We start from the raw sequence: 23,739 nt of genomic DNA, 5'->3' as shown, positions 1-23,739 counted from the left end.
GGCGCCTTTCCTCTACCCCGTCGATCGGGGGAGAGGTGGCTCGGCGAAGCCGAGACGGAGTGGGGGTCGACCAGCGCCACATTGGACAATGCATGCGCCAAGCTGCCATGCACGGCATCGCCAAGGCCAGCCGTTTGGAAATGTGTGCATGTCGTAGGCTAGGTGGGGCGAGGAACTTGCGCAGCCCGTTTGAACCATCACCAAAACTCCGTTGATCCATCATAATTTTGTGATGGTCTTGGGCGCTCCGCTGGGCCATAGCGTTAGGCCATGGTCACCGCTACAGCCGATCTCGATCAGGATGCCAAAGGCCGCCGCGGCTTCCTCCTGGCGCTTGGCGCCTATTTCCTTTGGGGGCTCTTGCCCTTCTACATGAAGGCGGTGGCGCATCTGCCGCTTGCAGAGGTGATCGCTAACCGCGTCGTCTGGTCGGTGCCGATCGCGGCGGCGGTGCTCATCTGGGCCGGCCGCACCGCCGACTTCAAGGCGGCGATCCGCTCGCCGAAGAGCCTTGCGATGGCGGCGCTGACAGCGGTGCTGATCTCGGTCAACTGGGGCATCTATGTCTGGGCGATCGCGGTCGACCGCACCGTCGAGACGGCGCTCGGCTATTACATCAACCCGCTGGTCAGCGTCGTCGTCGGCGCCGTTCTGCTCGGCGAACGGCTCGACAGGCTGCAGATCGCCGCGGTGGCGCTCGCCACGATCGCGGTGACGGTGCTCACAGTCGAGGCCGGCAAATTGCCATGGGTATCGCTGGCGCTCGCCTTCTCCTTTGCCGCCTATGGCTTTTTCCGCAAGACGCTGCCGATCGGCCCGAGCCAGGGCTTCCTGCTCGAAGTGCTTTTGCTTTCGGTGCCGGCGCTTTGCTACATCGTCTACCTGATCGCCACCGGCCAGGATCATTTCATCTCCAGCACCGGTGCCGACACCGCATTGCTGATCGGCTGCGGTCCGGTCACCGCAGTGCCGCTGCTGCTCTTTGCCTTCGGCGCCAGGCTGCTGCGCCTGTCCACCATCGGCATCATGCAATACATCGCGCCGACCATGGTGTTCCTGATCGCCGTGCTGATCTTCGATGAACCGTTCGGCACCACCCAGGCCATCGCCTTCGCGCTGATCTGGACGGCGCTGGCGATGTATTCATGGTCGATGTTCAGGGGCCGCGAGGTCCGCCAGCCGGCGCCCGCGATAAAGTAACCGTCCAGGGAAAGTTCGAGACGGCTTTCCGTCTAGGGTTGCGTCAAACAGGGCAGGGGACTGATGTACGTTCTGCATATCGGCAACAAGAACTATTCGTCCTGGTCGCTGCGGCCGTGGCTGCTGATGCGCGTCCTCGACATTCCCTTCGAGGAGCGGCTGACGCCGTTCCCGACTGGACCGAGTTTCGGCCTCTATCGACAATTCTCGCCTAACGGCCGGGTGCCCTGCCTGGTCGATGACGGCTGGGCGGTCTGGGATTCGCTCTCGATCGTCGAATACCTGGCCGAACGCCACCAGGGCGTGTGGCCGGCGGAGGCGAAGGCGCGCGCCTGGGCGCGCTCGGCCGCCGCCGAGATGCATTCGAGCTTCACCGCGATGCGCAATGACTGCCCGATGAGCTGCGGCGTCCGCGTCGCGCCAATGCCGATGTCCGGCGCGCTGAAGCACGATATCTTCCGTATGGGAGATTTGTGGAACGACGGCCTTGCGCGTTTCGGCGGACCTTTCCTGGCCGGCGACCGTTTCGGCGCCGTTGATGCCTTCTTTGCTCCCATCGCATTCAGGGCGCAGTCCTATGGCCTGACTTTCGAAGGCGAAGCGGCTAACTATCCGCGGCGGCTGCTCGATCTGCCGGCCATGCGCGAATGGTACGCGGCCGGACTTGCCGAGACGTGGCGCGAGCCTGGCCACGAAGCCGAAGTCCGTGCCGCCGGCACCATCGTCGAGGATTTGCGGGCAACAGCTTGATGGTCAGACCCGCCCGAGCCGTCGCACGAACATATAGATGATGCCGGCGATGACGACCGAGATCGCCGTCACCACCCAGAATCCCAGCGGCGTGCCGACGAGCGGCAATCCGCCGACATTCATGCCGAACAGGCCGGAGATGATGGTCATCGGCAACAGCACCGCCGTCATGACGGAGAGGATATAGAGCAACTGGTTCGACTGCTCGGTCAGCTTGGCCATCAGCTCGTCCTGCAACAGGCGCGTGCGCGCCTGCAACTGCTCGCCGTCGTGATGCAGCGTGTGCGCCCGGTGCGAGAGCCTGGTCGCCATGTCGTTGATGGGGTCGGGCAGTTCGTTGCGATGCGAATGGTCGAGATGGCGGAAGAGACTGGTGAGCGTCGCCATCTGCCGGTGGATCAGCACCAGCTGCCGGCGCGCGTCGACCAGCGCCTGGCGCTCATTGTGCCATGCATCGCACACGATGCGGTCCTCGATGCCGTCGAGCGTGTCGCCCATCTTGTCGAGCTCGGCCGCCATGCCGTCGAGCGACTGGCCCATCACCGCCTCGATCAGCTCGGCCGGCGTGCGGAATTTTCGCGTGCCGCTCTCCACCAGCTTGCGGATCTTGTCGACCGATTCCAGCGGCTGCTTGCGGGCGCCGATCAGCATCCTGTCGTTGAAGGCGAAGCGGAAATGCGTGAGCCCGCGCGCCTCGGCGAAATCGTGCCTGAGGTCGGGCAGGTCGCCATAGAGGAAGTCGTCTTCGAAATCGATCTGGCAGCCATGGCTGGGTGACAGGAAGGCATCGCGCACCGGCGCCGGCAGGGCCTGCTCGGCGCCGATCTCCTGGCGGGCGCGCATGTCGGTGATCTGGTAGCTGCGCCAGCTCCAATGCGCCTCGGCGGGATCCTTGGCGCGGCTACCGTCGGCCTTGAAATGGTAGATGAAGAACAGCCCGTGCTCGTCCGGCAAATAGGGCGAGAGGTCGGTGCCTTCGGCGGGGAGGGCGATGTTCATGGCGGCTTCGCCGGCTCTTGATGCGGTCGGGGTCGCGGGGGCGGCCACGGCAAACCTACCATGGAGGTTGCCGCCTGGTGTGACAGTTCGATGACTTATGACTGCAGCCGCTGTCACTCTCGACAGGGCTGTGCTATCGTTGCTGGACAACCCGCGCGGCCGGCGGCGGTGCTGTCAACGGCGGCTCGCATCGTCCGCTATGCCGTGGCCAGCCATTTGCGCGATATGGCGAAGGTCCTGAAGGATTTTGCGTCCATCGGGCGCCCGAATGCGTAGCCTTGCAGGATGTCGCAGCCGAGGTCCTTCAGGATGCGCGCATGTTCCATCGTCTCGACGCCTTCCGCCACGACGCCAATGCCGAGCGATTTGCCGATCTCGATGATTGACGACACCAGCCGCCGCTGCGCCGCCGAGCCGGTTATCGGCGTGACGAGCTGCCGGTCGATCTTGAGACGGCTCGGTTGCAGTTTGAGCAGGCTGACGACGGATGCATGGCCCGTGCCGAAATCGTCGATCTCGATGTCGATCCCGAGTTCCTTGATGTGCTCGATGTTCCAGGCGACAAGCTCGTCATTTTCGTCCAGGAAAATCGATTCCACGAGCTCGAATGAGACGGTTCCCTCCTTGATCGGCAGCTTGCGCAGGCCGTTGATCAGGTCTTTGTCCTCCAGCCTTCGTGCCGAGACGTTGACGGAAAAGCGCGGGATGTTGAGACCGTCCCGCGACCAGCGCTGGAAATTCTGCAGCGTTTGTTCGAGGATCGTGCGGTCGATCAGCGAGACCACATTCAATTCCTCGGCCACTTTGAGGAAGATGTCGGGGGCGAGGATGCCGCGTCGTGGATGGCGCCAGCGAGCCAGCGCCTCGACGCCGACGATCTCGAGGGTCTTGGCATCGAACTGGGGTTGGTAGTAGGCGATGAATTCGTTGCGCTCCAGCCCGCCCAGGATCTCGTCCGCGGTCTGCTTGGTCCTGACGATCTCGCTCTGCAGCTCTTCGTTGAAGAACTCATAACGATTGCGACCGCGGCTCTTGGCTCGATAGAGCGCGAGATCGGCGTTGACCAGCAGCTGCTTTGCATCGACGCCGCTAAGCGCGGCAATCCCGATGCTGACTCCGAACCAGCATTGGTGGCCTTTATAGTCGACGGGCTGGCGCATCTCTTCGATGATACGGTCCGCGAGCGCGGCGAGCTCATTGTCATCGCGCCCTTGGCACACCACAACGAACTCGTCCCCGCCGATGCGCGCCACGAAGTCGCCTGCGCGGACGTTGGCTTTGATGACCTTCGAGGCATGCATGAGCATGGCATCGCCCGCCGCATGGCCGAGCGTGTCATTGATGTGCTTGAAGCGATCGAGGTCGAGATGCAGCAGCGCAGTGCGATCCTCGGGCGAATTGGCCAGCATCTCGTCGAGGTAACGGCGATTGGGCAGGCCTGTTAGCGAATCGTGCAGCGCAACATGCTCGATGCGCGCCTTGGCGGTCTTGAGTTCGGCATTCTTCGATTCCGACAATTGCCGTTCACGCACCAGATTCTCGTTGAGCAGAACGTCGCTGGTCACGTCCCATTCGGCCCCGACCATCTTCGGCGTGCCGTCGCTGTCCTGGAAGTAGCTTGCACGCGCCCGCACATGGCGGACGGTGCCGTCTGGGCGAAGCAGTCGATACTGCGACGAGTAGGGACCTTTTGCAGCCACGGCAAGGTCAAACTCGCGCTGTGCCCGCGCGATATCCTCGGGGTGGATCGCCAGTGCCCAGTCGTCGTACCCGCGCGGCTTCCCGTCGGCGGGCTTGCTGTAGATCTCATTGACGCGATCGTCCCACAGCAACTCGTCGGTGACGAGGTCTTGCTCCCACACGCCGATGCCTGAAGCCTCCAGAGCCAGTTCCAGCCTCCCGGACAGGCGCCTCAATTCGGCATAGTTTTTCTGCCTTTCGCCGAACAGCCGTCCGGCCACCAGGATGGGCAGCACCACCAGCACAGCGGCGAGCGCCATGAGCGCCTGCAAGACCCGCTCATTCTTCGGCACGGTCGGCCAACCGCCCTTGGGGATTGCCGATATCTGCCAGGAACCGAACGGCAGCTGCACTTCTGCCGTCACCGGATTGTTCTTGACGATGTCGGCGCCACCAAAGAAGCGCTGGCCGCCACCGCCAAGCGCATCCTTTCCGGTAAGCGCCACATCTATGTCGAGACCGGGGTCGGTGAGGCCGCTTGCGGCGTAGAGCCGATCGATGTCGATAGCCGCCGAGACAAGGCCCCAGAAGCGATCGCCGCCCCCCGCTGTCGGCACGAAGACAGGGATCCGGCCGATGAAGGCGCGCCCGCCCTGCCTGAGGTCGACGGGACCGGCAAGCACCGATATGCGCTGGTCGCGCGCCCTAAGCGCCGCCAAGCGTTGCGCCTCGTTCTTGCGGTAGTCGAGCCCGATCGCCTTCTCGTTGCCCTCCATGGGATACATCAGCGAAATGACGAGATCCGGCGCGCCGCCAATGTTGCGCAGCTGCGATTTCTGCTTGAAGAGATTGGCAGCGAGGGAGGCAAATCTCTGCTGCCCCATATAGGGCTCGGTGACGATGGCCGAGACGAGGCCCTGAACCAGCTGGAGATTGCCGTTGATGTTTCCTTCCAGCTTGGCGCGGATGATGTTGACCTTGTAGAGGACGTCGGCGCGCGTGAGTTGATCGGAAACCGTTTTGTTCTGCTGGTCGACGAAGATCGCGCAGATCATGAGCACGACGAAGGCAATCGCCGCCGGCACGTTGGCGGAAGAGAAAACGGCCTGCCTGATACGACCGATGTTGAAATTTGTCGCGGTCAATTCAACCCGAATAGCTTTCCTGGGCGACGCTCCGTCGATCGGAGGACGATGCGCCATCGATCGGAGTTAAAGGAAAGTGCTTAAATTAGAACTTCCATGCCCGCCTCAAGTTGCGCCATTCGCGGCCTGGAGGCTTGCCTTGAGCCAACAAACTCAAGCCATGATTAACGCCGGCTAACCGGGCCGTTCATCGCGCAAAAATCGTGATCTTCCGTTGCCTCCAAAAAATTCTTTCCGCCCCCGGGGAATAAAGCCCGGGCCTTCCGGGTCTTGGCTGTAGCGAGGGCCATCCTCCCAAGGCACGCATCAACCTACCCGGAAGGAATACGCACATGAACAGAACCGCCTTTGCCGCAGTCGCCATCCTGGTTGTCACCGGCAGCGCCTTTGCCTGCAGCGACCACTTCTCCTGGACGAATGGCGGCCAGCAGGCTGCCGTCGTCGACACCACCACCACCGCCTCCATCGCGAGGCCCGAAATGGCCCGCCACGTCACGAAGCCGGCGGCCAGGATTGCTGCGGAAGAGCCCGGCCAGGGCATTTGGCGTCACTGAGCCGGCGGGACCGAAAGGTCCTCGCCCAGGAGTCAGAACCGCAGGTTCTGATCCCAGGCGGGACCGAAGTGTCGTCGCTCCGGAGCCCGGGGCGAAGGGTTCTGACCGCGGCGGGGAAGGCACGCCTCGCCGGATCGGAAACCACAAGTCCTGGTCTCCTCGGCGCCGGGCGGTCTTCAGTCGGACCGGTCGGCGCCGGTTTCCGCAGTCTGGGCGGAGGGCAGCACCGGGCCCTCCGCCATTCCCTGCATGTCGCCCAAAAGTGCGCAGCGGTTTTGGGACAACGACATGCGGCAAACCAATGGACTACCGCCTGAAACCTGAAACAACCCGCAGCCATTAGAGGAGATTTCCGATGTTCAACATGACGCGTCGCATGGTGCTGGGATCCGCCGCCGCCGCTGCCGCCTTCGGCATTGCCGGCAAGCTGGAATTCGCGCCCGCGGCTCACGCCGAAACCCCGGACGAGCCGCTGGTCGGCTTCTACAAATACAAGGTCGGCTCGCTCGAGGTCACCGCCGTCTATGACGGCATTTGGCGTAAGCCCCACGACCCGGCCTTCATTAAGGACGTGTCGGTCGACGATACCAAGGCGGCGCTCGCCAAGGCGGGACTGACCACCGAGTTCATGCCGATCCCGCTCACCGTCGTGGTGCTCAAGATGAATGGCCGCACCATCATGATGGACGCCGGCTCCGGCGTCGGCCAGTGGCAGGCCAACGCCACGCATCTGCCGGCCAACATGAAGGCGGCCGGCATCGACTACAAGGCGATCGACACCATCATGATCTCGCATTTCCATCCGGACCATGTCTGGGGCCTGATGGAAAAGGGCACCAACGATCCGGTGTTCCCGAATGCCGAGCTGATCGTCAACGCCACCGAGTATAATTGGTGGACCGATCCGAGCCGGCTGGCCAAGCTGCCCGAGGGCCGCAAGCCGGCGGGCAAGCGCATCGCTGAGAACTTCCCGAAATGGAAGAACTGGAAGCTGGTCGACGACGGCACTGAAGTGGTGCCCGGCATCCGCATCATGGCGGCGCCCGGCCACACGCCCGGCCATTCCGTCTACCATGTCGATGCCGGCTCCGAGCAGTTCCTCGTCTCGGCCGACACCATGTACGTGCCGGCGCTGCTCGCCCCGCATCCCGAATGGCAGGGCGCCTACGACCAGGACGGGCCGATGGCGATCGCCACGCGCCACAGGATCGTCGACCAGGTGATTGCCGACAATGTCCGCATCTGCGGATCCCACTTCCCGTTCCCCGGCACAGGCAGCTTCGTCAAGGACGGCAACGCCTACGCCTTCACCGCAACCCAGATCTGAATCGGATCCTGAACAGAAAGCGACAGCTACAATGAAACACGCACTTTTCGCGGTGCTCGGTGCGATTGCGGTCTTGACGGCGGCCCCGATCGCCATCGCCGTTCCGGCCTATGCCGTGGACGACATCGAAGGCGCCGACGCGCCGGACCTGACGGCGGTGAAAGCCAAGATCGAGGCCAAGGACTATCAAAGCGCGCTGGCCGACCTGCGCGACCTCGCGCAGGACACGCAGCAGGCCGACGTCTACAACCTGCTCGGCTTCACGCTGCGCAAGACCGGGGACTACCAGACCTCGCTCACCTACTACACCAAGGCGCTGGAGCTTCAGCCCGACCACAAGGCGGCGCATGAATATCTGGGCGAGCTCTATGTCGAGACCGGCGACATAGCCAAGGCCAACGAGCAGCTCGCCTCGCTGCAAAAGCTCTGTCCGGCCGGCTGCGAGGAGCTTGCCGACCTCAAGCAGGCGATCGCCACCAAGGTGACGAAATAGGCGGCTCGCAAGAGCTCGCCACCTTTTGGGCGCCACGGCGGTAGCGCCCGAAAACCGGAGCCGGCGTTCCTCTCCCTCGCGCCGGCTCCGATCTTTCAATCTCAAGCGCACCTGCATGGACGCGGGCGACCGCCCATTTTCCAAACTGCCTGTTTCCAAAGACTGGAGCCGACTATGACACCGATCAGACTTGCCGAAAAACTTCACGCCAGCGACGTCGTCCTGCTTGCCGGCCGGCTGCTGCTGTCGCTGATCTTCGTGCATGAAGGCCTGCAGCTGGCGACCCGTTTCGAGGGCGCTGAGAAGGCGATGGCCGCGCTCGGCGTCGGCACGCCGCTGCTTTTCGCCACCATCGCGTTGCAGCTTGGCGCCGGTCTGTCGGTGGCGCTCGGCATCCTGGCGCGGCTGGGCGCGATCGGGCTCGGCCTGTTCTGCCTGATGACGGCCGGCCTCTTCCACACCAACTTCGCCAGCCAGAACGAATTGCTGCATTCGAGAAGGACCTCGCCATTGCCGGCGGCATGTTCATCCTGGCGCTCGCCGGTTCCGGCAGGCTGTCGATGGACAGGATGCTGACTGGGTTCGCGAAGGACACCAAGATCGATCCGCCCGTCGAGCAGCATCCGTCGGTGGGGGAGACGAGCTTGCCGGTTTGAGACGCGGGTCCGCGTGAGGTGAGGCGGCCTCACAACACGCTCGTGATCCCGCCATCCACCAGCAGCGTCTGTCCCGTCACGAAGCTTGCCGCATCCGACGCCAGGAAAACCGCCGCGCCCGCCAACTCTTCGACATCGCCCCAGCGCCGCATCGGGGTGCGGCCGGCGAGCCAGGTCGAGAATTTCTCGTCGGCGACCAATGCTGCGTTGAGCTCGGTCTTGAAATAGCCGGGTGCGATCGCGTTGACGCGCACGCCATGCTGGCCCCATTCGCCGGCCATCGACTTGGTCAGCATGGTGATGGCGCCCTTGCTCGCCGCGTAAGGCGCGATCGAGGGCCGGGCGAGCGCGCTCTGCACCGACGACACGTTGATGATCACGCCCTTGCGGCGTTGGACCATGCCCTTCACCGCGGCGCGGCTCACCTTGAAGACACCGTCGAGATTGGTCGCCATCAGCGCGTCCCAGTCGGCGTCGGAAAAGGTCTCGAGCGGCGCGCGGCGCTGGATGCCGGCATTGTTGACCAGGATGTCGATCGGCGCGGTGCCGGCTTCGCTCGCCGCGATTGCCGCGTCGACCGACTGCGTGTCGGTCACGTCGATCAATGACTCCGCTACCGTGTAGCCCTCGGCGCGCAAACGGTTGCCGGCGGCCTTCAACTCGTCGGCCTTGCGGCCGCCGATGGTGACGCGTGCGCCCGCGGCAGCCAATGCCTCAGCGAAAGCGAGCCCCAGCCCGCGGCTGGCGCCGGTGACGAAGGCATGCCGGCCTTCAAGGCCGAAGAGACGGCCGAGATAATCAGTCGAACGCAATTTGCACCTTCATCGATTGCGATTTGTCGCTGGCCAGTTTGATCTTGCGGGCCTCGGCGAGCGGCAAAGTGTTGCTGAGCAGGGTGCCGGGATTCTTCCTCGCACAGCTAGCAGCAAAGCCCGGCTCCATTCAACCGATTCATCTGATAAATCGGACTAACAAGCGGGCTGTGCCGCCCTGGCAATTAGTCGGTGCGGTCGATCCCGCACGTGTAACACTCGGCGGCAGACTCGAACGGGCCGGGACAAATGGCAGGCAACCAGACCTCATCGGTGACGATGACATAGCCAACAGTCTTGGCCGCGAGATACTCGGCGGGCTGTTTTCGCCCGGCGCGACGCTGCTTGGCGAGGAAGAGATCTGCGCCCGCTTCGGCGCCAGCCGAAGGGCCGCGCGCGAGGCGGTGAAGATCCTGTCGGCCAAGGGCCTGCTGCTCACCCGCCCCCGGCGCGGGTCGCGCATCCGCCCGCTGAAGCACGGAATTTCCTCGACCCTTCGGTGCTGGGCTGGTTGCGCGCCAGTGCCACCCCGCGCCATTTCATCATCGAGCTTCTGCCGCGCTCTCGGCAGGCATTGGCATTCAGGCGGCGGCCGGCCGCCTTGGCTTGCGCAAAGTCTTGACGCCGGCCATCTCGACGAAGTTGGTCGCCGACTCCCACAGGTAATCGCCATAGAGGAACGGCGCGAAGTCGCTGGCGCCTCTGATCGGCAGCGGCGCGATCTCGGCGTCGACGCGCGGCTCATAGAAGAAGGGAATGGAGTAACGCGCCGTCTTCGGCGCGATCACCCGGTGGCGCGTCGCCTGCACCACGCCGCCCGTCCAGCGTTCCAGCAGCTGGCCGAAATTCACCGCCAGCGAGCCGTCGGCGGGCGGCACGTCGATCCATTCGCCGGCATGGCTCCTGGCCTGCAGGCCTTCGACGCCGTCCTGCGCTAAAAGTGTCACGAAGCCGGAATCGGCATGCTCACGGCCGATGACCAGCCGCCGCTCGCCCTTGTGCATGACCCAATATTCAGGCTTCGACAGGTCGAGCGCGCCGTCCTCGCTGCGCAGCGGATAGCGGATCAGCCTAAGCGTCGAGATGCCGCCCCGGAAATGGCCGTCGAAAATACCGTCCTCAAGCCCGAGGCTGCGCGCGATCGAGCCCATCAGCGCCGCGCCGACCTTCTCCATCGAGCGGTAGTAATGCGCGGCGGCCGCCTTCCATGCTGGAACATCGGCCTCGGCGGGAAGCGGCGTGCGCTCGAGCAGCGGATCGTCGGGCGCGAACGCGGCGTCGGCATGGGCGATGTCCGGCCCCATGTCGATGCCTTCCTTGTAGGACACCGCGGTCGGCTGCAGCGGGAACCAGCCGCGATAATAGTTCGATTTCGACGGGTCGAAATTCCAGCGCAGCAGCTTTCGCTTTTCCGCACCGGGCAAATCGAAGATTTTCAGGAGCTCGCCGCGCCGCTCGCGCGTCAGAAGCTCCGCGCCCGGAAAGCCGCGCGCGGTCATGAAGCCGATGCCGGAGGCAGCAGTGAAGATCTGGCGGTCGGCCTCGTCGCGTACGGGCGAAGTCGGGCCGAACAGCGGCGCGATGTCGATGGCAGGGATAGTGTCACTCATCTCATGATCCTAGCGGTTCTTGGGAGCCGTGTGCCGCAATCGTGGAGAAGCGCATGCGCGATGACAAGCCGCGGCAGAGTTGTCGTTGTTTCAGGAAAAGTGTGAGCGGTCGGGCTCGGCGACCCGGCTCAGCGCGTCGAGGCCGTCGCCGCGGACGCTGCCGGCTGAGTGATCGGCAATCGCCGCTTGGGTCCTCCTGCTACTTCCCCGCAATGCGCCGATGCACCCGCTCCAGGCTGTCCGCCAAGGCATCGAATGTTCCGCGTTCGGTCAGCTCGCGCAGCACCTGCTCGTTGATGCCGCCGCGCGTCGCATAGTCCTGCGCAAGATGCATGAAATCTTCGTCCGGCGCCGTATCCGGCGCATTGGCCAGCGCCTTGAAGATGCTGGTGATGTAGTCGCGTGCCCTGTCGCCCGAAACACCCTGGCTGCGCACCCAGGCGTGGATCGTGTCGAGATATTTGAAATAGCTGGCATAGGTCGCGGTGACGACGCTCAGCGCATCGAACTCGCTTTGGTCCTCGACCTCGATCACGCCGCCAAGCCTGCCGAAGAACGCCGCCGCCATCGGGTCCGGTGGGCAGATGATCGTCGCGCCCTGCAGCCGGGCGATCATCGGCATGGGCAGGGCTTTCGTCACCTGTGCCGCTGGCGCGACAAGCGCGGCGATCTCCTCGCGCGACACGGTGGCGATCAGGCTGACGACGTGATGGTCCGGTCGGAACCGCAGTTCCTTCAGCACCTCGCGCGCGATCTGCGGCCGCACCGCCAGCATCACGGTGTCGCAATCGTCGAGCACGGCCTGGTTGTCGGTAGCGATGCGCACGTCCGGATAGAGCGCGGCAAGCTCGGCGGCGATCGCCTCGTTGCGCGGCGAGACCACCACCGGCGTCGTCTCCCCCGGCAGCGATTTCAGCCCCGCGACAATGGCCGAGCTCAACGCGCCCGTGCCGACAAAGCCAAGTTTCATGGAAGTTTTCGCCTCTGTTTCGGATAGCCGCCGACAATAGCGACGGTTCCGTTGCCGGCAAGGGAGGCCCGTCCGACTGCGCTGGCAAGGATTCCAACTGTTACGCGCAATTAAGGCCAGACTGATAGATTCCGGGGCATTCGATCGGGGGTGTGGCCATGAGCCAGCGCGCGTTCATCACTCTGCTTATCCTGATGGCGGTGCTTGTGGCACTGTCGGCCACATCGTTCCTGGGCGCCATGATCGGCTTCCTGTTCGGCATTGCCATTGCCTTCTTTGTTGCCGGGCCGGTGATGCTGATCGGCAAGGTGCTCGAGAAAAACGGCATTGCGATATCCGGCCAGACAGCCCTGTGGGTGCTCGCCGGCTTTTATGCGCTGCTCATTCTCGCCGCGGCATTCCAGATCTGGCGCCGGCTTCAGCGCCACGAGCCGGACCAAGCGCGATCCGCGGGGATGCGGCTGGCGCTGCTCGTCGCGCTTCCTGCGATGGCGTGGCTGTCGGTGAACGCGATGCAGGACGCCTGGCCGTGAGGCATCTAGGCTGGGTCGCAACAAACTGGCAGGATGGCTCGATCAACGCGATTTTGGGGGCAATCGCATGACTTTGCTTCAATTTCCGGTCACCGGCGAACAGGTCTCGAACGATGAGACGGAAGAGGTCATCCGCGAGGCCGAACCGCATCGCGCCCTGGTACGCTACCGCCCCGATGGCGGCGAGCTCTTCATCCATACGCGGGTGAACATGGCGCTGCTGCGGGCCGCCGCCTCGCTGCCGATCCTGCGCCTGAAGCTCACACCGCGCGCAGACGAATTGACGGCGCGTGACACTCTGCTGACGCCCAAGGGGTCGCAGCGAAACTACGCTTTCCTCGAAAAGCTTTGCCACGATCTGGCTACTGCAAACTGCCCAGCCTGTTATATCGCCGAACAGCATGGCGAGGGCGGCCGCGATTTCTATTTTACGACCGAAGACATTGCCGGTTTCGAACAGATAGCTGGCAAGGCCGCCGAGGCGCTGGCCTTTCCGCTCACACTGGAACAGCAGTCGCTTGCCTCGCTGGCGCCGCTCATCCTTCCCGCCGAGGCGATAGGCGACCTCCGGCTGAAAATCCCCGCGGATGCCCGCATCCGGCCGACACGTTTCGAGTTCTGGGGCGCCGAGCCTTCTCTGGCGAAGCTGCGCGCCGAACTTGAAAAGCGCGGCTACCGCTTCTTGAGTCTGGAGATAGTCTCGCGTGAGCTAAGGATGGCGAAGGACGTGCCGATCGACGGCGAGGGTTTCGGCTCCGTGCTGAAGGAAATCGTTCCGCTGGCAAGGTCGCTGCAATGCAGCTATCGCGGTACCGAGACCGTCGAAGGCCACGAACAGTTCCTGCTCACCCGCCCTCCGCCCGAGCGCTACAGCGGCGCGCGCCCGGGGCTTTTCAATCGTCTTTTCGGTCGCGGTTAGGCTGCCAGGTGGTCCGCCGCAGCGACTTTACCGCTTCGGTCCGAAACCCGGATAAGGGTTGAGCGGCACGATCGCCGCGATGTCCATCATGCCTGCCTCGATCAGCGGCAGCGTGGCAAGGTGGCCGCGCACCTCCTTTTCGTCTGCCGCCTCGAACATCATGCCGCTGCCGGGAACGTCGCCGCGGTTCCAGATCTGGCGCACGGCGCCTTGCGCATAGAGCGTCTTGCGCTGCTCGGACTCGGGCGGCAGCAGCGGCGCGAAATCGGCGTCGCCGAACTTCTGAGTGTTGCGGGTGAGAAGGGCAAAGAACTGCATGGCGGTCTCCTTTCATGGCTGGTTGATGCCGGGAGATATCGCGCCCGCTGGTCAGACTGTCCAAGACAGATTGTGATAAAGTTAAGACCTTTGAGGACTTAGAGGCGAAAGAATGCTCGACCTGCGCCAGATCAGATATTTCGTGGCCGTGGCTGAGGCCGGCAATGTCGGCCGTGCCGCCGAGCAGTTGCACATCTCGCAATCGCCCTTGAGCCGGCAGATCATCCAGCTCGAGGAACAGCTCGGTGTCGCCTTGTTCGAGCGGGCGAAGCAGCGTGTCCATCTCAATGCTGAGGGCAGGGCCTTTCTTGCCGAAGCCCGAGCGCTGCTTGCCAATGCTGCGCGGCTGGAAGAGCTCGGCCGCAACCTTGCTAGCGGCACCACAGGCAGCCTCGCCATCGGCTATGTCGAGGGCGCGGTGCATTCCGGATTGGTCGCCGACATGCTGGGGGATTTCCGCCGCGCGCGGCCGGATTTTCATCTGCAGTTGCGCAGCCGGCGGACGGCTGCGCAATTCGAAGATCTGAGGCAGCGCGTCCTCGACCTGGGTTTCGTCTATGCGCCGGCGCCGCAAGGCGATCCGGATATCGAGAGCATATTGGTGCGGCGCGAGCCGTTGGTTCTGGCAATGCCGGAAGGCGATCCGCTCGCCGATGTCGCCGACATCGCGCCCGGCCATCTCGACGGCCGCGTTTGGATCACAGTCGTGCGCCAGCCCGGCGACACCAACCGCGCGCAGTTCCTGGCGGCCTGCGCCGAATCCGGCTTCATGCCCGATATCGCCTATGAGACGGCCGATCCCTTGACTTCGCTTGGCCTTGTCAGCGCCGGGCTGGGCCTGGCGACGGTACAGGAAAGCCTGCGCTCGACCGCGCCTCCCGGCATCGTCTTCCGGGACCTGTTCTGGTTCAAGCGCAGCGTTGAGATCCACCTTGCCTGGCGGCGCAATGATCGGAGGGCGGCGATTGCGGATTTGAGACGAACCGTAGGACAGTAGGGCAACGGCACGTCAATTCCAGGCATGCTCCAATGGGGCGGAAAGGTGCATTCCGGACATGATTTTGGCGCGATTCAGCGAGTCGATTTGACCAGACGCGGAGCATGTCCGGGCTTAGCTAGGTATTATAAGGGAGGCCGTTCGGCCGATTTCGGGTTAGGCCATGAATAACGCTGTCCGACTATTTGGTGCTATTGCGGTTCGTCCCGCCGTGGTTGCACTCATATCCCAGTTCGAAAAGGCCACAGGATTCACAGTAGCGGCCAAGTGGGAGCTCAATCCGACAGTAAAAAAGCAGATTGAGGCTGGGGAACCTTTTGACCTTGTCATCACCAATCCGAACCTGATCCAGGGTCTGGTCGTCTCGGGAAAGGTCAAGGCCGGAAGCCAGGCGGCGTTCGGACGGGTAGCAATGGGGGTGGCGGCCAAGGCAGGCAGTCGACAGCCCGACATTGGGTCCGTGGAAACATTCGAACATGCGTTGAAGAGCGCCAGATCAGTCGCCTACGCCAGCGAAGGGACCAGCGGTGGCTACTTCTCCGATTTGCTGGAACGCTTGGGAATAGCAGATGAGGTGAAGCCCAAGCTGGTTGCCATATCGGGAGGGCAGACAGCAGCGGCCGTAGGCCGTGGGGAAGCTGAGTTGGGGGTCATTCCCGTGACTTCGATTCTCGCCGCCGCTCCCGAGGTCACGCTTGTCGGTCTGTTTCCAGCGGAACTCGAAAGTTACGTTGAATTCGCCATTGGCCTGAGTACCGATCCAACGCGTGCAGAAGCCGCCAAGCAGCTATCAGGATTTCTGACGTCGATGGCCGTTGACGACATCTTGGCTGCAAAGGGCGTCGAGCGCCGCTAAGCGCGCCCTTACATTCTGTCGATCACCGACTGCACCCCTTCCGTCGGCGCGTCGACCGACGAGCCCGCCACCATGATGGCGGCGACGATCGCTTCCGGGTCGTCGACCACCAGCGGCTTCACCTTATGCGCGGTGTGGATGAAGCCTTCCTCGGACATATGCTCGATCAGTGTCAGCATCGGGTCCCAGAAACCTTTGACGTTGGCGAAGACGATAGGCTTGCGGTGGTGGCCGAGCTGCGCCCAGGTCATAATCTCGACGATTTCCTCGACCGTGCCGATGCCGCCTGGCAGCGCCACAAAGGCGTCGGATTTTTCGAACATGCTGTGCTTGCGCTCGTGCATGTTGTCGGTGATCAAGAGTTCGTCGAGCTTGTCGAGCGCGGTCTCGGTCGCCTCCTTGTTGATCAGGAAGCGCGGGATGATGCCGGTGACCTTGCCGCCGGCCTTGAGCGCGCCGTCGGCGACAGCGCCCATGATGCCCTTGGTGCCGCCGCCATAGATGAGGCGCAACCCGGATTTGGCAAGCGAGCGGCCAAGTGTGTGGCCGGCCTTGATATAGGCCTCGTCGCGGCCCGGAGACGAGCCGCAATAGACGCAGACGGATCGAATCGTGTTCATGGGGATGATTGGTGATGGGGACGGTCGGCCGGGTCAAGCCCGCGGACGGGCTTTTTCTTGTCGGACTCGGGAAAACACGCTAGACCGGGCGTTAGGTGGCTAAGGGGGCAATACGGAATTATGGCGATTAATCCTTCTAAGGCGTTTTTGTTCGCGGCGGGTGGCGTTGTCGCCGTCGCGGCAGTCGCCTACGGCTCGGGCGCGCTCGATCCTTACATCAACGACCAGAAGCCGGCGCAGGTCGCGACGCTGCCGCAGACCGATGCGAAACCGGCTGAATCCTCGAGCACCGGCACAGAGGCGCGCGTGCCCCAGGCTCCGGCAAACACAATGGCTCCGGCGAACACGATGGCGCCAGCCAACACCATGGCGCCCGCCAATAAGATGGCGCCGGCCGCCCAGGCGCCCGCCGCCGCGGGTCCGACGCTGCCGACCTTCGATGTCGTGCGCGTCGAGGGCAATGGCTCGATCGTCGTCGCCGGCAACGCCGCGCCCAACGCGAAGGTCGAGATTTTGAATGGCGGCACGGTGCTCGGCTCGACCGAGTCCGGACCCGACGGCGCCTTCGCCGTCGTGCTCGACGATCCGCTGAAGCCCGGCGACTATACGATCACGCTGCGCCAGACGGTTGGCGGCATTGCCGTTGCCTCGGTCCAGACCGCCGTCGTGTCGGTGCCGCAGAGCCCGACCGGCCAAGTGCTGGCCATGGTGGAGGAGCCAGGCAAGGCCTCGCAACTGATCACCGTTCCTGAGGCCGAGAGCAAGCCGGCCGCGACCGATCAGGCAGCGGCGCCTGCGACCCAGGCACCGACCGCGCCGGCGGCATCGGGCACGGCCTCGGCGCCGGCCGCGACCGCGCCGGCCGCCGCAGACCAGGCGACCGCGCCGGCTGCGGCCGCCGCGGCGGAGCCCAAGATCGCGGTCGAAGCGGTCGAAATCGACGGCAGCAAGATCTTCGTCGCCGGCACGGCCGATCCCGGCCGCAAGGTGCGCGCCTATGCCGACGCCATCCTGCTCGGCGACGCCAAGACTTCGGCCGACGGGCATTTCCTGATCGAAGCGACGCGCGACATTCCGGTCGGCAGCTACACTATCCATGTCGACGGCCTGGACAATGACGGCGTCAAGGTCGTCGCTCGCGCTGCCGTCCCGTTCGAGCGCGAGGCCGGCGCGTCGGTCGCCGCCGTCGCCCCAAGCAAGACAAAGCCAGCCGAGGCCAAGCCGGCCGAGACCAAGACCGCCGAAACCACGACCGACACAGCAACGGCCGAAGCGGCCAAGCCCGCCCCGGCCGCCGGGGGCGCTGCCAAGGTTGCCGAGGCGACGCCCTCGACCGACGTGCCCGAAACGGTCGCGCCAAAGCTCGAGCATGCCGACAGCTCCGTCATCATCCGCCGCAACGACACGCTGTGGCGCATCTCGCGCCGCGTCTACGGCCATGGCACGCGCTTCTCGACGATCTATCTGGCCAACAAGGACCAGATCCGCGATCCCGATCGCATCTGGCCAGGCCAGGTGTTCAAGGTGCCCTCGACTTCGAAGGAAGGCGAGGCCGCCGACATGAAGGCCATGGGCGAGCAGATGACAGCCGCGCCGGCGAAGACGGAGTAGGGCGGCAGCGTAGACGCCATCGTCGCGTTCCTTCACACCCCCCTCTGTCCTGCCGGACATCTCCCCCGCAAGGGGGGAGATTGGCAGTTCTAGCGCCTCGCCAGTTCTGCGACGTTGAAAATTGGCGAAAGCTTACGCGACATCTGATCTCCCCCCTTGCGGGGGAGATGCCCGGCAGGGCAGAGGGGGGTGCTGTCCCGCCAGCACCTCAAATCTACCCATGCGCCTAGCTTGCCCTCTCACCGTTCATCGTCTATCGCCGATGAACGATGTCCGAATCCCCCGAGACCCGCTGCACCGAAAGCCGTGCCATTGCCGCGCGGCTGGCGGCGCTGTCGCATCCGGCGCGCATCGAGATCCTGAAACATCTCTCGGCCAGCCGCTGCTGCTCCTGCCGTGAGGTGGTCGATCACCTCGATCTCGCACAGTCGACCGTTTCGCAGCATCTGAAGATCCTGGTCGAGGCCGGACTCGTCCGCTTCGAGACCGACCGCCAGCGCTCGCGCTACGCGGTCGACCACGACGCCCTCGCGGGCGTCTCCGCTTCGCTCACCCAGCTCGTCAACTCCTGCTGCCCCAGCCTCTCACCCATAAGGCAAGACTAGTGGCCGAAAAGACCGTATCCGCCGAAGCCGGCACCCTCACCACTTTGCGCAATCTGTGGCCCTATATGTGGCCGGCCGACCGCGCCGATCTCAGAGCCCGCGTCACCTGGGCGACGCTGCTTCTGGTCGTCGCCAAGGTCACATTGGTCGCCGGCCCCTATTTCTTCAAATGGGCGACCGATGCGCTGGCCCATGGCTCGAAGCCACCGCCGCCGCTGCCATCCTTCCTGCTGGCGCCGGTGGCGCTGGTCATCGCCTATAACGTGCTGCGCCTGATCCAGCTCGGCTTCAACCAGCTGCGCGACGCGCTGTTCGCCCGTGTCGGCCAGTATGCGGTGCGCCAACTCGCCTTCCGCACCTTCGTTCACATGCATCAGCTGTCGCTGCGCTTCCATCTCGAGCGCCGCACCGGCGGCCTGTCGCGCATCATCGAGCGCGGCACCAAGGGCATCGAGACCATCGTGCGCTTCATCATGCTGAACACGGCGCCGACCATCCTCGAATTCGCGCTGACGGCCGGCATATTTGCCTTCACCTATGGCTGGAAATACGTCGCCGTGGTCGCCGTCACCGTCAGCCTCTATGTCTGGTTCACCGTCAAGGCGAGCGACTGGCGCATCTCGATCCGCCGCGACATGAACGACAGCGACACCGACGCCAACACCAAGGCGATCGACTCGCTGCTCAACTTCGAGACGGTCAAATATTTCACCAATGAGCACATGGAGGCCGAGCGCTTCGACCGCTCGATGGCACGCTACGAGCTCGCCGCGACGAAAACCTGGACATCGCTCGGCTGGCTGAATTTCGGCCAGGGCCTCATCTTCGGCCTCGGCACGGTCATCGTCATGTGCATGTCGGCGCTGGAGGTGCAGGCCGGCAGGCAGACGGTTGGCGATTTCGTCTTCATCAACGCCATGCTGATCCAGCTTTCGGTGCCGCTCAACTTCATCGGCTTCATCTACCGCGAAATAAGGCAGGGGTTGACCGATATCGAGCATATGTTCGACCTGCTCGACGTGCCCCAGGAGATCGTCGACAAGCCGGATGCCAGGCCTTTGAAGGTCGGGCCCGGCAAGGTCGAATTCCGCGACGTCCATTTCTCCTATGACCCCAGCCGCAAGATCCTGAAAGGCGTCTCCTTCGAGGTGCCGGCCGGCAAGACCGTGGCCATCGTCGGCCCGTCCGGCGCCGGCAAGTCGACCATCTCCCGGCTGCTGTTCCGTTTCTACGACGTTCAGGGCGGCCAGGTGCTGATCGACGGCCAGGACATCCGCGACGTCACGCAGGAGAGCCTGCGGGCGGTGCTCGGCATGGTGCCGCAGGACACCGTGCTGTTCAACGACACCATCGCCTACAACATACGCTACGGTCGTGTCGGCGCCGGCGAGGAGGAGGTGCGCAAGGCGGCCGAGCTCGCCCAGATCGGCCCGTTCATCCAGAAGCTGCCCGAGGGCTACAAGTCGATGGTCGGTGAGCGCGGGCTGAAATTGTCGGGCGGCGAGAAGCAGCGCGTGGCGATCGCCCGCACCATCCTCAAGGCGCCGCCGATCCTGATGCTGGACGAGGCGACCTCAGCGCTGGACACCCAGACCGAGCAGGAGATCCAGGCAGCCCTCGACCTGGTCAGCAAGGGCCGCACCACGATCGTGATTGCCCACCGGCTGTCCACGGTGATTTCGGCCGACGAGATCATCGTGCTGAAGGACGGCCAGATCGCCGAGCGCGGCACCCATGCGGCGCTGCTTGCCAAGCACGGCCTCTACGCCTCGATGTGGGACCGCCAGCGCGAGGCGACCGAAGCCGAAGAGCGCCTGCGCATCGCGCGCGAAGGCGACGAGCTTGGGGTGATTGTGAGGAGAAGGACGTCGGAGGTGAGCTAGCGCCTCTTCCCCTTCTCCCCCTGTGGGAGAAGGTGGCCGCGAAGCGGCCGGATGAGGGGTGTTGGAAGGATCGCCGCACGACAAGACTAAACGCTTGAAGCATCTATTCTTTTCTCGCCTCATTCCTTCCAGCACCCCTCATCCGTCTCGGCGCTTCGCGCCGATCCACCTTCTCCCACAAGGGGAGAAGGGAAAGGCGCAAAATCCCGCTTGACCTCAACCTATCTTGAGCTTGCAAACCGTCTCCGAGCCACCGCCAACAACCTTCCAAATCGGAGATGGATGAAAATGACCGCCAACAATCACCGCACCGGTAGCGTGTTCCGGGTCGACAAATTCGTCGTGCCGGCGCAAGCGCGCGACGAAATCCTCAGCAAGGCCAGGATGACGCATGAACTGCTGCGCCAGCAGGAGGGTTTCGTGCAGGACTTCCTGCTTGAGCAATTTTCCGGCCCCGGCGAGTTCAACCTTGTCACCATGGTCGAATGGGAAAGCCAGGCGGCGGTCGACAAGGTGGTGCCGATCGTCAAGGCCGCGCACGAGCGCATCGCCTTCAGCGCGCAGGAAACCATCGCCCGCCTCGGCGTCAAGGCCGACATAGCCAACTATCGGCGCGTGCCCGAACTATAGGAAGGCCACCCGGCTCCGGGCACCGAAACAGCGGCGCTCAGCACCTGGCCGGTGCGGGCGTCGCTCACCATGTTTTCGAAGCCGCGCCATTCGGCAGCGGCGATGAACAATGTCCTGCCGTCGACGCCGCCCAGCATGCAGGCAAAGCAGCCGCGATCGACCTCGACCCTGTCGATTTTCTCGCCGCCTTCGCGAACCCTGACACAGTGGCGGTTCGGCACGTCGGCATAACAGACACAGCCTTCGGCATCGATGCAGATCCCGTCGGGATAGTCGTTGCCGAGATCGGCCCAGACGCGCCGTTTGGAAAGGCTCCCATCTTCGGCGATGTCGAAGGCGGTCAATCGGTTGGCGTGGGACTCGGCGATGATCAGTGTCCGATTGTCCGGCGTCACGGCCATGCCGTTGGCGAAGGCGATATCCTCGGCGACCTGCCGCATAGTGCCGTCCGGCGTGATCAGCACGATGGTGCCCGGCGCGAAATGCTCGCCCGGCGCCGGTGCCGGCCCGCCGCCATTGACATAGATGTTGCCGCGCCCATCGACGACGATCTCGTTCCACGGGTTCTTCGACAGATGCCTCAGATCGGCATGGGTGACGAGCGTCCCGCCTGCCTCCTGCCTCAGCAGCAGGCCTTCCCGGCCCAAGACCACCAGAAGCCTCCCATCCGGCAGCCAGTCGATCGAATAAGGCAGGACAGCCGGGACGGTAAGCATCACCTCGCTCCGGCCATTTTCGTCCACCGCGACGATCTCACCGGTGCCCCAGTTGCAAAGCCAGAGCCGGCTGTCATGCCAGCGCGGCGACTCGCCGAAGGCGAGGCCTGTTGTGACGACCTTGGCACTCATTGCAGACGGTTTCGGCGAAGGCATTGGCGGGCTCTTTGGGTGTCCACTCGCCAAGGACGCGCGACGGAGCCGAGTTCCGACACCCGGAGCAAATTTAGGCTTGCACGCCGGCGTTGCTGCCTCCCCCATTGTTGCGTTGCGGGGAGGGGGGCTTTCCGCTATTGAGGCGCAACCTGAAACAGGGACCGCCCCAAGCCCTATGACGCTTCTCGACTCGGTCAAGAATACGTTCGTTCCGATCCATCGCGAAGGCTACCCCTTCATCGCCGCCTTCGCCGCGGCCACGCTGTTCCTCGGCTATTTCTCCTCGGTCCTGTTCTGGATCGGGCTGATCCTGACAGCGTGGTGCGTCTATTTCTACCGCGACCCCGAGCGCGTCACGCCGGTCGACGACCGGCTGGTGGTGAGCCCGGCCGATGGCGTGATTTCCGCGGTCGGCCCCGCCGTGCCGCCGAGCGAGCTTGGGCTGGGCTCCGGCGAGATGACCCGGATCTCGGTGTTCATGAATGTGTTTTCCTGCCATATCAACCGCGCTCCTGTGCGCGGCCGGATCACGCGCATCGAGCACAAGCCCGGCAAATTCCTCAATGCCGAGCTCGACAAGGCAAGCGCGGAGAACGAGCGCAACGGCCTGGTCATCGACAGCCCGAACGGCACGATTGCCGCCGTGCAGATCGCCGGCCTTGTGGCGCGCCGCATCGTCTGCTGGGCCGAGGCCGGCGGTACGATCGCGATCGGCGAGCGTTTCGGCCTGATCCGCTTCGGCTCGCGCGTCGACGTCTTCCTGCCGTCGGGCGCCGTGCCGCGCGTCGCGGTCGGCCAGACGGCGGTCGGCGGCGAGACCGTGCTTGCCGAATTCGGCGGCACCGCGGTCACGCCCTTGGTCAGGGTTTCCTGAGCGTTGGGCGCGCCGTTCAAGAAATTCGAAGCCCATGCCAGCGGCGGTCCGCGCATCCGCGAGATCCCGATGCGCATGGTGCTGCCCAACCTGGTCACCGTGCTTGCCATCTGCGCCGGCCTTTCCGGCATCCGCTTCGCCTTCGAGAACCGCTTCGAGATCGCTGTGGTCATGGTGTTGCTTGCCGCCTTCCTCGACGGCATCGATGGGCGACTGGCGCGCATGCTGAAGGCGACCTCGAAATTCGGCGCCCAGATGGATTCGCTGGCCGATATCGTCAATTTCGGCGTGGCGCCGGCCCTGGTTCTCTACGCCTTCCTGCTCGACCGCGCCGGCTCGCCGGGCTGGATCGCCGCACTTCTCTTCACCATCGCCTGCGGCATGCGGCTGGCCCGCTTCAACGTTCTGGCCGACGACGCCGAGCAGCCGGCCTGGCAGACCGAATATTTCGTCGGTGTGCCGGCCCCGGCGGGTGCTGTGCTGGTCATGCTGCCGCTCTATCTTTATTTCCTGCGGCTCGGACTGGAGCCCAGCCGGCCGGCCGCCTTCGTCGCCACCGGCTTCACCGTGCTGGTCGCTTTCCTTCTGGTCAGCCGCCTGCCGGTCTATTCGGGCAAGAGCGTCAAGGTGCCGGGCGACAGGGTGCTGCCGGTCATCCTCGGCGTCGTGCTCTACATTCTCTTGCTGATGACCTATCCCTGGTACACGCTGACCGCTTCCGTCGCGGGGTACCTGCTTTTCCTGCCGTTGTCGGTGCGCGCCTATTCCAAGCGGGCTATGCGCGAAGGCGAGAAGGTGCCGCCGTCGGATATCGGGTAGCGCTGC

24 protein-coding genes and 2 pseudogenes are annotated in these 23,739 nt (G+C 64.2%); 17 read left to right on the top strand and 9 right to left on the bottom strand.

All coding sequences use genetic code 11. The features are described 5' to 3' along the window. The first annotated feature begins 270 nt into the window (after nt 1–270). Together rarD and LB515_RS23420 are read left to right on the top strand one after the other, a co-directional pair. On the top strand, nt 271–1,200 hold the full coding sequence (gene rarD, locus LB515_RS23425; RefSeq protein ID WP_224709108.1) for an EamA family transporter RarD: 930 nt from the start codon (nt 271–273) through the stop codon (nt 1,198–1,200). Nucleotides 1,201–1,263: 63 nt separating this feature from the next. Continuing rightward, complete coding sequence (locus LB515_RS23420; RefSeq protein WP_224709107.1) at nt 1,264–1,950, top strand: glutathione S-transferase; 687 nt, start codon at nt 1,264–1,266, stop codon at nt 1,948–1,950. Between the two features lie 3 nt (nt 1,951–1,953). Here the strand turns inward: LB515_RS23420 and LB515_RS23415 are convergent, their stop codons facing one another. Continuing rightward, entirely contained in the window at nt 1,954–2,949 is a 996-nt protein-coding gene (locus LB515_RS23415; protein WP_224709106.1) for a transporter, read from the bottom strand. Between the two features lie 197 nt (nt 2,950–3,146). Then, nucleotides 3,147–5,684: an EAL domain-containing protein gene (locus LB515_RS23410; protein WP_224709110.1), complete on the bottom strand. Its 2,538-nt coding sequence runs from the start codon at nt 5,682–5,684 to the stop codon at nt 3,147–3,149. A gap of 422 nt (nt 5,685–6,106) precedes the next feature. On the opposite strand from LB515_RS23410, the gene LB515_RS23405 reads away from it, so the two are divergent. From LB515_RS23405 to LB515_RS23390, 4 genes and pseudogenes are all read left to right on the top strand, one after another. Then, a complete protein-coding gene (locus LB515_RS23405; protein ID WP_224709105.1) occupies nt 6,107–6,328 on the top strand; it encodes a DUF680 domain-containing protein in 222 nt (73 codons plus the stop codon). 355 nt (nt 6,329–6,683) lie between these two features. Beyond that, nucleotides 6,684–7,655 carry an MBL fold metallo-hydrolase gene (locus LB515_RS23400; RefSeq protein ID WP_224709104.1) on the top strand — a complete coding sequence of 324 codons (972 nt, stop codon included), beginning with the start codon at nt 6,684–6,686 and terminating at the stop codon, nt 7,653–7,655. A gap of 31 nt (nt 7,656–7,686) precedes the next feature. Beyond that, nucleotides 7,687–8,148, top strand: coding sequence for a tetratricopeptide repeat protein (locus LB515_RS23395; protein WP_224627551.1), 462 nt, complete (start codon nt 7,687–7,689; stop codon nt 8,146–8,148). A 174-nt stretch (nt 8,149–8,322) separates the two neighbouring features. After that, nucleotides 8,323–8,804 (top strand): annotated as a pseudogene (locus LB515_RS23390) (DoxX family protein). 29 nt (nt 8,805–8,833) lie between these two features. Here LB515_RS23390 and LB515_RS23385 read toward each other — a convergent pair. Both LB515_RS23385 and LB515_RS23380 read right to left on the bottom strand, forming a co-directional pair. Next, nucleotides 8,834–9,616, bottom strand: coding sequence for a glucose 1-dehydrogenase (locus tag LB515_RS23385; protein WP_224544109.1), 783 nt, complete (start codon nt 9,614–9,616; stop codon nt 8,834–8,836). Next, complete coding sequence (locus LB515_RS23380) at nt 9,603–9,746, bottom strand: hypothetical protein (protein ID WP_224709111.1); 144 nt, start codon at nt 9,744–9,746, stop codon at nt 9,603–9,605. Before LB515_RS23380 ends, LB515_RS23385 begins: the two co-directional genes overlap by 14 nt. On the opposite strand from LB515_RS23380, the pseudogene LB515_RS28360 reads away from it, so the two are divergent. Then, nucleotides 9,685–10,020: pseudogene (locus tag LB515_RS28360) on the top strand (hypothetical protein); the annotation flags it as partial. The gene LB515_RS23380 and the pseudogene LB515_RS28360 overlap by 62 nt on opposite strands. A gap of 177 nt (nt 10,021–10,197) precedes the next feature. Here LB515_RS28360 and LB515_RS23370 read toward each other — a convergent pair. Both LB515_RS23370 and LB515_RS23365 read right to left on the bottom strand, forming a co-directional pair. Beyond that, nucleotides 10,198–11,226 (bottom strand): isopenicillin N synthase family dioxygenase, encoded by a 1,029-nt coding sequence (locus LB515_RS23370; protein WP_224709103.1) that lies wholly within the window; start codon nt 11,224–11,226, stop codon nt 10,198–10,200. Between the two features lie 199 nt (nt 11,227–11,425). Next, on the bottom strand, nt 11,426–12,196 hold the full coding sequence (locus LB515_RS23365; protein ID WP_224709102.1) for a pyrroline-5-carboxylate reductase: 771 nt from the start codon (nt 12,194–12,196) through the stop codon (nt 11,426–11,428). Between the two features lie 152 nt (nt 12,197–12,348). Here LB515_RS23365 and LB515_RS23360 point away from each other — a divergent pair, with 152 nt between their 5' ends. Together LB515_RS23360 and LB515_RS23355 are read left to right on the top strand one after the other, a co-directional pair. Continuing rightward, nucleotides 12,349–12,729 (top strand): hypothetical protein, encoded by a 381-nt coding sequence (locus LB515_RS23360; RefSeq protein WP_224709101.1) that lies wholly within the window; start codon nt 12,349–12,351, stop codon nt 12,727–12,729. Nucleotides 12,730–12,796: 67 nt separating this feature from the next. Further along, nucleotides 12,797–13,648, top strand: a complete 852-nt coding sequence (locus LB515_RS23355; RefSeq protein ID WP_224709100.1) for a hypothetical protein — start codon at nt 12,797–12,799, stop codon at nt 13,646–13,648. Between the two features lie 27 nt (nt 13,649–13,675). On the opposite strand, the gene LB515_RS23350 is transcribed toward LB515_RS23355, so the two are convergent. Further along, entirely contained in the window at nt 13,676–13,966 is a 291-nt protein-coding gene (locus LB515_RS23350; protein ID WP_224709099.1) for a muconolactone Delta-isomerase family protein, read from the bottom strand. A gap of 112 nt (nt 13,967–14,078) precedes the next feature. On the opposite strand from LB515_RS23350, the gene LB515_RS23345 reads away from it, so the two are divergent. Together LB515_RS23345 and modA are read left to right on the top strand one after the other, a co-directional pair. Continuing rightward, complete coding sequence (locus LB515_RS23345; RefSeq protein WP_224709098.1) at nt 14,079–14,963, top strand: LysR family transcriptional regulator; 885 nt, start codon at nt 14,079–14,081, stop codon at nt 14,961–14,963. Between the two features lie 163 nt (nt 14,964–15,126). Continuing rightward, the gene (gene modA, locus LB515_RS23340; protein WP_224544102.1) at nt 15,127–15,819 is read left to right on the top strand and encodes a molybdate ABC transporter substrate-binding protein; all 693 of its coding nucleotides are present in this window, start codon (nt 15,127–15,129) and stop codon (nt 15,817–15,819) included. An 8-nt stretch (nt 15,820–15,827) separates the two neighbouring features. Here modA and LB515_RS23335 read toward each other — a convergent pair whose 3' ends face one another. Next, complete coding sequence (locus LB515_RS23335) at nt 15,828–16,439, bottom strand: TIGR00730 family Rossman fold protein (RefSeq protein ID WP_224709097.1); 612 nt, start codon at nt 16,437–16,439, stop codon at nt 15,828–15,830. 120 nt (nt 16,440–16,559) lie between these two features. Between LB515_RS23335 and LB515_RS23330 the strand changes: the two genes are divergently transcribed. The 4 genes from LB515_RS23330 (at nt 16,560) to LB515_RS23315 (ending at nt 21,168) form a co-directional block, all read left to right on the top strand. Further along, complete coding sequence (locus LB515_RS23330; RefSeq protein WP_224709096.1) at nt 16,560–18,050, top strand: LysM peptidoglycan-binding domain-containing protein; 1,491 nt, start codon at nt 16,560–16,562, stop codon at nt 18,048–18,050. 269 nt (nt 18,051–18,319) lie between these two features. Then, nucleotides 18,320–18,655, top strand: coding sequence for an ArsR/SmtB family transcription factor (locus LB515_RS23325; protein ID WP_224525066.1), 336 nt, complete (start codon nt 18,320–18,322; stop codon nt 18,653–18,655). Then, nucleotides 18,655–20,538 carry an ABCB family ABC transporter ATP-binding protein/permease gene (locus LB515_RS23320; RefSeq protein WP_224709095.1) on the top strand — a complete coding sequence of 628 codons (1,884 nt, stop codon included), beginning with the start codon at nt 18,655–18,657 and terminating at the stop codon, nt 20,536–20,538. Before LB515_RS23325 ends, LB515_RS23320 begins: the two co-directional genes overlap by 1 nt. A gap of 288 nt (nt 20,539–20,826) precedes the next feature. Next, nucleotides 20,827–21,168 (top strand): antibiotic biosynthesis monooxygenase, encoded by a 342-nt coding sequence (locus LB515_RS23315; protein WP_224709094.1) that lies wholly within the window; start codon nt 20,827–20,829, stop codon nt 21,166–21,168. On the opposite strand, the gene LB515_RS23310 is transcribed toward LB515_RS23315, so the two are convergent. Continuing rightward, complete coding sequence (locus LB515_RS23310; RefSeq protein WP_224709093.1) at nt 21,144–22,016, bottom strand: SMP-30/gluconolactonase/LRE family protein; 873 nt, start codon at nt 22,014–22,016, stop codon at nt 21,144–21,146. The two genes, LB515_RS23315 and LB515_RS23310, sit on opposite strands and share 25 nt — an antisense overlap. A gap of 160 nt (nt 22,017–22,176) precedes the next feature. On the opposite strand from LB515_RS23310, the gene LB515_RS23305 reads away from it, so the two are divergent. Together LB515_RS23305 and LB515_RS23300 are read left to right on the top strand one after the other, a co-directional pair. Then, on the top strand, nt 22,177–22,914 hold the full coding sequence (locus tag LB515_RS23305; RefSeq protein WP_318012644.1) for a phosphatidylserine decarboxylase: 738 nt from the start codon (nt 22,177–22,179) through the stop codon (nt 22,912–22,914). A gap of 3 nt (nt 22,915–22,917) precedes the next feature. Then, nucleotides 22,918–23,733 carry a CDP-alcohol phosphatidyltransferase family protein gene (locus tag LB515_RS23300; protein ID WP_095766986.1) on the top strand — a complete coding sequence of 272 codons (816 nt, stop codon included), beginning with the start codon at nt 22,918–22,920 and terminating at the stop codon, nt 23,731–23,733. Nucleotides 23,734–23,739: the final 6 nt, after the last annotated feature.

The sequence above is a fragment of the Mesorhizobium sp. CA15 genome (assembly GCF_020165215.1).
GTDB lineage: Bacteria > Pseudomonadota > Alphaproteobacteria > Rhizobiales > Rhizobiaceae > Mesorhizobium.
Note: the sequence above shows the minus strand (reverse complement) of the source record. Positions and strands in the feature narration are given on the sequence as shown.